At 65.7% G+C, this 9,201-nt stretch carries 9 protein-coding genes and 1 pseudogene; 2 read left to right on the plus strand and 8 right to left on the minus strand.

Going from position 1 to position 9,201, the window contains the following annotated elements; translation table 11 throughout:
- The 6 genes from VF662_RS01460 to VF662_RS01485 all read right to left on the minus strand — a co-directional run.
- The coding region (locus tag VF662_RS01460) for a DUF2171 domain-containing protein (RefSeq protein ID WP_464136878.1) at positions 1–149 on the minus strand (149 nt) is incomplete at its 3' end.
- A gap of 78 nt (positions 150–227) precedes the next feature.
- Positions 228–1,475, minus strand: coding sequence for an ABC transporter permease (locus tag VF662_RS01465; protein ID WP_464136860.1), 1,248 nt, complete (start codon positions 1,473–1,475; stop codon positions 228–230).
- Positions 1,472–2,179, minus strand: a complete 708-nt coding sequence (locus VF662_RS01470) for an ABC transporter ATP-binding protein (RefSeq protein ID WP_464136863.1) — start codon at positions 2,177–2,179, stop codon at positions 1,472–1,474. The genes VF662_RS01465 and VF662_RS01470 overlap by 4 nt, the downstream gene beginning before the upstream one ends.
- Positions 2,176–3,453 carry an efflux RND transporter periplasmic adaptor subunit gene (locus tag VF662_RS01475; RefSeq protein ID WP_464136865.1) on the minus strand — a complete coding sequence of 426 codons (1,278 nt, stop codon included), beginning with the start codon at positions 3,451–3,453 and terminating at the stop codon, positions 2,176–2,178. Before VF662_RS01475 ends, VF662_RS01470 begins: the two co-directional genes overlap by 4 nt.
- Positions 3,454–3,583: 130 nt before the next feature.
- On the minus strand, positions 3,584–3,724 hold the full coding sequence (locus tag VF662_RS01480; RefSeq protein WP_464136867.1) for a hypothetical protein: 141 nt from the start codon (positions 3,722–3,724) through the stop codon (positions 3,584–3,586).
- A 105-nt stretch (positions 3,725–3,829) separates the two neighbouring features.
- Positions 3,830–5,863, minus strand: a complete 2,034-nt coding sequence (locus tag VF662_RS01485; protein ID WP_464136870.1) for a DUF3857 domain-containing protein — start codon at positions 5,861–5,863, stop codon at positions 3,830–3,832.
- Between the two features lie 206 nt (positions 5,864–6,069).
- Between VF662_RS01485 and VF662_RS01490 the strand changes: the two genes are divergently transcribed.
- Complete coding sequence (locus VF662_RS01490) at positions 6,070–6,828, plus strand: sulfite exporter TauE/SafE family protein (protein WP_464136872.1); 759 nt, start codon at positions 6,070–6,072, stop codon at positions 6,826–6,828.
- Positions 6,829–6,852: 24 nt separating this feature from the next.
- Here the strand turns inward: VF662_RS01490 and VF662_RS01495 are convergent, their stop codons facing one another.
- Positions 6,853–7,290, minus strand: a complete 438-nt coding sequence (locus VF662_RS01495; RefSeq protein ID WP_464136875.1) for a hypothetical protein — start codon at positions 7,288–7,290, stop codon at positions 6,853–6,855.
- Positions 7,291–7,367: 77 nt separating this feature from the next.
- A complete protein-coding gene (locus tag VF662_RS01500) occupies positions 7,368–8,963 on the minus strand; it encodes a phosphoenolpyruvate carboxykinase (protein ID WP_464136876.1) in 1,596 nt (531 codons plus the stop codon).
- 142 nt (positions 8,964–9,105) lie between these two features.
- Here VF662_RS01500 and VF662_RS01505 point away from each other — a divergent pair.
- Positions 9,106–9,201, plus strand: a pseudogene (locus VF662_RS01505) (DNA-binding response regulator); the annotation flags it as partial.

Raw genomic sequence — 9,201 nt, forward strand, 5'->3', positions numbered from 1 at the left:
GACACATAATGATGATGGCCGCTATGCGAGCCGCTGTCGGGCTTGGTCATCTTGATCCGGTCGCCCTCGACCCGGTCGACGGTGCCGACGTGCACCTCGTCCGCGCCGACGATTTCCATATGCTCCCTGACCTGGCTGAGATCCGCCATCGCTCTTCCTCCTGCTTTGGGATTATCCTGCGGCCTAAACGTATCGGCGGCGGAATGGATGCAGCGGGAGAGCAGGCTTCATTCGCTCCTGAGCGCCTCGATCGGCGACAGGCGGGAGGCGCGGAGTGCGGGATACCCGCCGAACACGATCCCGATCACGGCGGAGAAGATGATGGCGCCGATCGCGACGCTGATCCCCACCTGCGCGGGGAAGTCGGCGTAGGTCGAAAAGGCGCGGGCCGCGGCGATCGCGAGAACGATCCCGATGGCTCCGCCGATCACGCACAGGATCGCCGCCTCCACGAGGAACTGGCTGCGGATGTCGCGGCGGCGGGCGCCGAGGGCCATTCGGAGGCCGATCTCCCGGGTACGCTCCGTTACCGAAACCAGCATGATGTTCATGATGCCGATCCCGCCGACGAGGAGCGAGATGGACGCGATCGCTACCAGAACGCTCTGGAAGATCGCCGTCACCTGGCTGCTCTGCTCGATGAACTCGGCGGTGGTCCGGATCGTGAAAGGCTGAACGTCCTGCCGCGCCACGTTGTAGCGTTCCCGGAGGAGCCGCGTCATGTCGCGCTTCGCTTCCTCGAGGTCCGTGCCCTCCTCGAACCCCACATAGAGGACGTGAAGGTCGTCGGGTCCTGGAAGGCTGTTCTTGAAGCGGGTGCGGGCGGTGGTGATCGGAACGACGATCGTATCGTCATTGTCGTTGCCGAAGCTCGACCCCTTTGATTCGAGGACGCCGATGACCGTGAACGGCACCCGGTCGATCCGAAAGCCTTCACCGACGGGGTCCGCCGTTCCGAACAATTTCTGGGCAACGGTCGGGCCGAGCACCGCGACCCTTGCGCCGGAGCGGACGTCCGCCTCGCTGATGAAGCGGCCGGCCTCGGCACCGATGCTCGCGACGGACGCGAAACCGGAGGTTGCCCCGATCGCCGTCGTTGACGCGCGCCGCCCGGCCGAGACGAGCTGGACGCTGGCACGGAGCTGCGGGGCGATCGCGCTGACGCCGGGGATCGACCGCTGGATGGCGCGCGCGTCGCGCATCGTGAGCCGCCCGCGGTCAAACGAGGAGCGGCCGCCCTGGGCATCCGGCTGGGGAAAGACGATCGCCATGTTGGATCCGAGCGCGTTGATCGATTCCATCACCGACACCTGCGCGCCCGATCCCACCGCCATCGCCAGAGTCACTGCGAAGACGCCGATCATCACGCCCAGGGTCGTCAAGATGGAGCGCATCAAATTGGTGCGCAGCGCCGTCAGCGCGATCCCGACGTTGATCGCCCCGGCATCGAGCTTTCCGAACAGGGACCGTTTCATGCGGCGACCAGGCGGTCAGCGACAGGGGCGTCATCGATGATCCGGCCATCGCGAAACAGGATGCGCCGGCGGGCATAGCGGGCGATGTCGGCTTCGTGGGTGACCAGCACCACCGTGATCCCCTCGTCGTTCCGCGCCTGGAAGATACGCATGATCTCATCCGAGGTCGCCGAATCCAGAGCTCCGGTTGGCTCGTCCGCAAGCAGGATCTTGGGCTCCGTGACGAGCGCACGCGCGATCGCGACGCGCTGCTGCTGGCCGCCCGAGAGCTTTGCGGGGCTGTGATCGAGCCGGTCCCCAAGCCCCATGGCTTCGAGCTTGGCCCTTGCGCGCTCGCGCCGCTCGCCAGGCGATGCGCCGGCATAGATGAGCGGCACCGCGACATTGTCCAGCGCGCTGGTGCGGGCAAGCAGGTTGAATTGCTGGAAGACGAAGCCGATCGTCCGGTTTCGGAGCTCGGCCAGCGAGTCGCTGCTCATCAGGCTGGTCTGGGCGCCGTCGACCAGAAGCGTTCCGGCGCTCGGCACATCGAGGCAACCGACCATGTTCATGAAGGTCGATTTGCCCGATCCGCTCGCTCCCATGATGGCGACGAACTCGCCCTCGTCCACCGTGACGCTGACCCCGCGGAGGGCATGGACGGTCTCCTCGCCCATGCGATAGTCCTTGGTGAGGTCGCGCGCTTCGACGAGCGGGCGGCTCACTTGCCCGCCTCCTGGCCCTCCTCGTCCTCCTCGGGTTCCTTCGTCCGCTTCTTCTCAAGCGACCTGGACCGGACCAGCACGCGCTCGCCGGGCTTCAAGCCGGCGGCGATCTCGACGAAATCCTCTCCGCGAAGGCCGACCCGAACGGCACGGCGCTGCGGCTTGTACGGGTCGGCCGAGGCCAGCCAGACGCTCGGCGGCGGCTTCACCCCCGCTTTCACCCGCACTTCCTCCTTCTTCGGCCGGTCCCCCTCCCGGGGCCGGAAGCGGAGGGCCGCGGAAGGCACCCTCAGCACTGCCGGCCGCGCGCCGGTGATGATCTCGACGTTGGCGGTCATGCCCGGAAGCAGCTTCCCTTCAGGATTCTGGACCTGGAGAATCACCAGATAGCTGACCACGTTCTGGGCCTCGCTCGCGGAGGTGCGGATCTGGCGCACGGTCGCCCTGAACGTCTGATCGGGATAGGAATCCACCGTGAACCGCACCGGCTGGCCGACGCGGACCTCACCGATATCTGCCTCGTCGACCGATGCTTCGACCTGCATCACGCCCATGTCGGAGGCGATCTCGAACAGGTTCGGAGTCTGGAAGCTGGCCGCAACGGTCGCGCCGGGTTCGACGAGCTTGTTGATCACCGTTCCGCTCGCAGGGGCGAGGATCCGGGTGCGGTTCAGGTCGAGCATCGCCGATTGCAGCTCCGCCTCGCGCTGCCGGATCTGGGCCCGCGCGGAGACCACCCCCGCCGCCGCCGTCTTCACTGCGCTTTGCGCCGCGGCCACGGCGTTCGCCGACTGGTCGAGGCCAGTCTTCGACGTGAAGCCGCGCTCGGAGAGTTCCTTGCGTCGCGCAAATTCGCGACCCTGTATTTCGATGTCGGTGCGGGCGCGTGCCAGCCCCGCTTCCGCCTGGGCGAGCGAGGCGCGCGAAAGCTGCACCTGCGCCTCGGCCTGGGTGACCCGGGCCTGGACCCGGGTCGGGTCGATTTCCGCCAGCGGCTGCCCCGCCGTCACCGGCGAATTGTAATCGACGAACACCCGGGAGACCTGGCCGGATATTTCGGAGCCCACCTTGATCGTGTTCAGGGCACGGATTTTGCCGCTCGCCGATACGATCCGGACGACGTCGCCTCGCTGCGCGGCAACCGCCACATATTCGTAGGTCGGCTTCTTGGGCGCCGCCACCTTGTAGATGATGAACAGGGCGGCCGCCGCGATCAGCGCCGACCAGATCGGGTGACGGCGGATCCAGCCGATCCCGGCAAACTTCCTGATCACGCTTATGCCCCCCGACGCACCCCGATACGCTTGATGTTAACGCCTTTTTTGCCCCCGACCAGCGCAAATCGTCCCGCCGATCGGCGGCTCGCCAGATCACGCCTGCCGCGGCTTCAACGCCGCGCCGGCCTCACTTCTTGGCCGACAAAAACCCATAGCCCGCGCCGACGACCGCACCGAAGAGCGGCCCGACGAACGGGACCGGAATGGCGATGACGGCACCGATTGCGGCCGCAATCGCAGTGCGCTTGGCAACGGGATCCTCGAACATGGCCTTACCTCCTGACCGGTGTATTATAGTAATAATACAGATGACGTCCAGCGTTCGCTGCAACCGGCGCAAGATGCCGAGGTAGAAAGACGCCGTCGCTCGCTGCTAACCCGCCGCGGGCGAACCGAGGCAAGGGACCTTTGGGGCCGTCCAGTCGATCTCATAAGTGGCCGGCACGCTGGCCGCGCTTTTCGCCTCCGAAACCGATCGCGAAGGTTTGTATGTGATCCACGCCATCGAATTGTCGAAGGCGCTGATCCGCGCATTGTCCCGCTTCGCCGTCGCTGCGTCGATTTCCGGCTGTTCAACGCGGGAGCCGCGCACCATTCGGATGGCGCCATCGCGAAGTTCGAAGGCCCGATGATAGTTTCGGCCGAACATTCGTGTGTCGAAGCTTGAGTTGAACCCCCAGTGCAACGGCCGTGTCGACTGAGGCAGGCGAACGGTCGTCACGTGGCAACTGAACTCCGGGTTGCTGTAATAAGGGGCATTCTGGTCTTGCTCGGCGGGCCGGACCCGCTTTTCCGGCGGATTGAAGCCGCCGCCGGGGAGCGAGAGCGATTTGGCCCCTCCCCCATCGTCGTCCCAGTCGACCGTGCCGGTGCCGCTGATGGTCAGGATGCTTGCCTGCGCCTTCGTGTCGTAGCGCCACTTGGCGTCGTCGATGCTCTGCCAGGTGTCACCGACCATCTGCTGGCGCAGCCCGCTGAGCAGCTGGGCCGGAGCGATGCCCGAAAACTGGACCTGTTGCTGTAGCCCCGCAATGCCGCGAGTGATCGTGGTGGTGGTAATCCGCGCCGGTTGGGCGAAGCCGGCCCGCGCATCGATCTCGTATAGCTGGATCTCGTCAGGGGTCTCCGGGAGCCGCCATCCTAGAGGCAGGATTGAGCTGCCTTGGGCAGTGAGCGGCAAGGTCCACCGATAGGGTATCACCGGGGTCGCACTTGGCCCCGCCACCGGCGGAAGCGTGCCGTCGAGCCAATGATCGGAGCCGTCGATCCGCGCCCGCACGAGGACGTGGTCGAACATCAGCGGGCTCGGCAGCCGCTCGTCGAGACCATCATCCGCCCCGCTATTGTTTGCGAGTACGGGCTCCGCTTCGATCCCTAGCTCCGTCAGAAGCGCCAGCAGCAGCGCCGTTTTCCCCTTGCAGTCGCCGTAGCGGCGGCGCCAGGTCTCCTCAGCAGTGGCGGGCGTCAGGTTCCCGCCACTCAGGCCGACATAAATGTAGCGGACCTCCTGCTGCACGAGCTTCAGCGCGGCACTGGCCCGATCGAACGGGCGCGGATGCGCTGCCGCGATGCGGCTCGCCTCCTCCTTGAGCGGCGAACCCGCGCCGAGTCTCGCCGCCTTGACGTACAGCGGCGCGAAGTGCCGCGAAATCGACGCCCAGTCCTTGAAGTCGCTATATTCGACCACGCGCTGCCACAGGTAGCGAGGCGGCGCGTCCTTGGGCGGAGAGAGAGCGGGCGGATTGTCGAAGGAAAATACGACCGCCTTTGTGCTGCGCTTGGCGGCAGCCGCCATGGCCGGCGCAATCTTGAGGTGCGGCTCCTGCCCTTCGTCCCAGCTCAATCCAAGGCGAAACCGGCCCGGCGCCGGATCGGGTGCGAGCAAGAGCAGCCCGGCTGCATTCGCACCGAGAGTGGGGTCGCTCGAGCGGACGGTTAGTGCGAATTCGAGCTCATCGCCGACGCGCAGGTCGGGAACGCGGAGCACGGCCGTTAGCGCACCGGTGAGGGTCGCCGCCTCCAGCTGATCCTCACGGCGAAGGATCTCGAACGAAGCGCTCTCGAGCACCTCGATAACTTTGCCGTCCCGGTGCACGCGTAGAGCATGCACCGTCGGCGCGCCGGCGGAGGGATTCCAGCCGATCGACAGATTGCCCGTCTGCAGTGCGTTCGGATGGAGTATCCGGATGCGGTAGCCCAGATAGTGTGCTTCGCCCTCGCGATCGAGATGGACCAGCGTGTCGTAACGGCGGACGAACACCATTCCGCTCGCATCCTGTGGGACGGCCATTAATTCGGTCGGCACCACCCAGTCCGGCGCAGGCGCCCGTCGCACCTGGTCGTTCTGGCTATGTGCCGGCGAGGCGGCAAGCGTCCATGCGATGACCAGTGAAGCTGCAGTGCGCACTTTATGCCAAGCCCTTTTTCGGCGTCACAATGGGCGGAAATACCGGAGATGCAACAAGAATTCATGCGAGGAAGGGGGTAGCTGCGTGCGCTGGCTACCGCCACGGCCAGTCGCGTCTTCATCTTCCCTCGTCGCGTCTTTGCAAACGTGCGCATTGCGGGCAATGAACCTTCGGCCGCCTGCCCCGCACTCGCCTGGATGACCCGTTGATCGAGCTTTCTGCGATCCTCCTTGCGGCCGGAGCCGGCATGATCGGGGGTGCGATGAATGCGCTTGCCGGCGGCGGCACCTTCGCCACGCTGCCCGCATTGATCGCGCTCGGGCTGCCGGCCAATATCGCAAACGCGACGTCGAACGTCGCGCTTCTTCCCGGCGCCGCGACGAGCGCCTTGGCCTATCGGGACGAACTCGGGCCCGTGGCGGGAATGCCGGTTCGGCTGCTCGCAGCGGTCACGTTCGTCTTCGGGCTTGTCGGCAGCCTGCTCCTCGTGCTCACTCCGACCGAGACCTTCGACATCATCATACCCTGGCTTCTGCTCTTTGCCTTCGCGGTGATGGCGTTCGGCAAGCGCGCCGCGGACTGGCTTCACCGCCGCGTCACCATCGGCCGACCTGCTCTGCTGGCTGCCCAGGCGCTGCTCGGGATCTATGGCGGCTATTTCGGCGGAGGCGTGGGGCTGATCACGACGGCCGTTTACGGGCTGCTTGCGAACATCCGTCCGCGCGAGCTGTTCGCGATCCGGACGACGATGCTTGGGGTCGCCAATCTCGCGGCAGCCTTCATCTTCATCGGTTTCGCGATGGTGTGGTGGTGGGCCTGCCTGCCGATGCTGCTCGGCGCCGTCGCCGGCGGCTGGCTCGGAGCGCTGCTGGGCAAGCGGCTGTCGCACCGGGCGGTGCGAATCTGGACGTTGCTGGTCACGGCCGCGACCACTGTCGTCTTCTTCGTGCGTGCTTATGGGTAGGGCGAGCCATCCCGAGCGCAGCGGCTACAGATCGGGCTCCACCCACCCCAGACGCGCCTCCTTCGAGAAGAGGCGCTCGGGCGAGTAGAAGCGAAGCGGCCAATCGCGCTGCCCCTCCTCGGCCCGAAGCAGCGCGTTCACCTTTTCGGCGAGCGGCAGCGAGGGATCGGTGCGGGCGAGGAAGCCCCTCACCGCCTTGACGTAAACCTGGGTGATCGTCTCGTGATATCCTTGCGCCTCGTCGTTCACGCCGCCGACGCTTTCGTTGAAGCGGCGGATGACGGCGGGGAGGTCACGCTCCGGGAGGATGTCGGGCCGCTCCACCAGCAGATAGAGGCAGGCGGCGAGATGGGCCTCATGGGTCCAATCCTCGCGAACGAGCGCGCAGGCGAGGAGCCCCTCCCCGATCCGCCGCACCGCGGCGTCGTCCGTGAACGGCCGCGGCTCATGATGTTCGCTCATTTCCTCTCTCCAAAAAGAAAGGGAGCGCGCCGGCCGCCGCCGACACGCTCCCCTTTCGATCTGCTTGTTGCTGGGCGTCAGGCTGCGGTCGGTGCGGCTTCCTTGACGCCTTGATCGACGTGGGCTTCGAACTTCGCGAAATTGTCGATGAACAGCTTCACGAGCTTCTGCGCCGTCGCGTCGTACTCGGCCTTGTCCGCCCAGGTCTCGCGCGGGTTCAGGATCGCGGTGTCGACGCCCGGCACCGCGATCGGAACCTGAAAGCCGAAATTATCGTCGGTGCGGAACTCGGCATTCTTAAGGCTGCCGTCTAGCGCGGCGTTGAGGAGCGCGCGGGTGGCCTTGATCGGCATGCGGCTGCCGACGCCGTATTTGCCGCCGGTCCAGCCGGTGTTGACCAGCCAGCAGTCGACGTTTCCGCGGGCGATCCGCTCCTTCAAAAGGTTGCCGTATACCGATGGATGACGCGGCATGAATGGCGCGCCGAAACAGGTCGAGAAGGTGGCTTCCGGCTCGGTGACGCCGATCTCGGTTCCGGCGACCTTCGCAGTGTAGCCCGAGAGGAAGTGGTACATGGCCTGATCGGGCGTCAGCTTCGCGATCGGGGGCAGAACGCCGAACGCGTCGGCGGTGAGCATCACGATATTGCGCGGCACCGGCCCCATATTCTCGGCCGAGCAATTGGGGATGAAGTCGATCGGATAGGCGCCGCGGCTGTTCTCGGCCAGCTGGTTGTCGTCGAGGTCGAGTTCGCGCGTATCGGGGTCGATCACGACATTCTCGAGCACGGTACCGAAGCGCTTGGTCGTCGCGTAGATCTCCGGCTCCGCCTCGGCGGAAAGGCGGATCATCTTCGCATAGCAGCCGCCCTCGAAGTTGAAGACCGCAGTGTCGGACCACCCATGCTCGTCATCGCCGATGAGCGTCCGGGCGGGATCGGCGGAAAGCGTCGTCTTGCCGGTGCCCGACAGGCCGAAGAAGACGGCGGTGTCGCCATTGGGGCCGATATTGGCCGAGCAGTGCATCGGCATCACGCCCGTCGCCGGGAGCATGTAGTTGAGCACGCCGAACACCGACTTCTTCATCTCGCCGGCATAAGCGGTGCCGCCGATCAGGATCATCTTTTCGGTGAGGCTGACGGCGATCACAGTCTCGGAGCGGCAGCCGTGGCGCTCGGGATCGGCGCGGAAGCTCGGCAGGTCGATGATCGTGAAATCGGGCGCGAAGCCCTCGAGCTCGGAATATTCGGGGCGGACGAGCATCGTCCGGATGAAGAGGTTGTGCCAGGCAAGCTCGTTGATCACGCGCACGTTGACGCGGTGCTCGGGCTGCGAGCCGCCATAGAGATCGGCGACGAACAAAGTCTCCTTCTTCGCGAGCTCGGCGAGGAAGTCGGCTTTGAGCGCCTGGAACGCTTCCGGCGTCATCGACCTGTTGTTGTCCCACCAGATGGTGGATTCGGTCTCGGCGTCGCGGACGGTGAACTTGTCCTTTGCGGAGCGGCCGGTGTGGCGGCCGGTCTCCACGACCAGCGGCCCGTCCTTGGCGAGCATTCCTTCGCCGCGCTTCACAGCCTGTTCGACGAGTGCCGAATGGCCGAGGTTCCAGTAGAGCTTGGCGGGCGTGGAAATGCCCTGGTTGGCAAGCCCGAATGAGGGCACGCGATTGGCCACTTCAATCTCCTAATAGCGCGACAATGGGCTGCGGAGAGAGACGCCGCGCCGCCGTTCCGGGGCCGCATATCGAAGAGCGGGGCCTCCGTCAAAGGCCCGCTGGTTGCGGCGTGGGACGGGAATGGATAGGATCGGCTGGACCATGTCGATAACGATCGCGCTCGTCGACGACGACCGGAACATCCTCACCTCCGTCTCGATCGCGCTCCAGGCAGAGGGCTTCATCACCCGCGTCTAT

The sequence above is a fragment of the Allosphingosinicella sp. genome (assembly GCF_036387215.1).
In the GTDB taxonomy this organism is placed as follows: domain Bacteria; phylum Pseudomonadota; class Alphaproteobacteria; order Sphingomonadales; family Sphingomonadaceae; genus Allosphingosinicella.

What these genes read in the sequence shown, in the direction of transcription:
- VF662_RS01480 (WP_464136867.1), bottom strand. Translation starts at nt 3,724, where the DNA reads ATGTTCGAGGATCCCGTTGCCAAGCGCACTGCGATTGCGGCCGCAATC.
- VF662_RS01495 (WP_464136875.1), bottom strand. Translation starts at nt 7,290, where the DNA reads ATGAGCGAACATCATGAGCCGCGGCCGTTCACGGACGACGCCGCGGTG.
- VF662_RS01465 (WP_464136860.1), bottom strand. Translation starts at nt 1,475, where the DNA reads ATGAAACGGTCCCTGTTCGGAAAGCTCGATGCCGGGGCGATCAACGTC.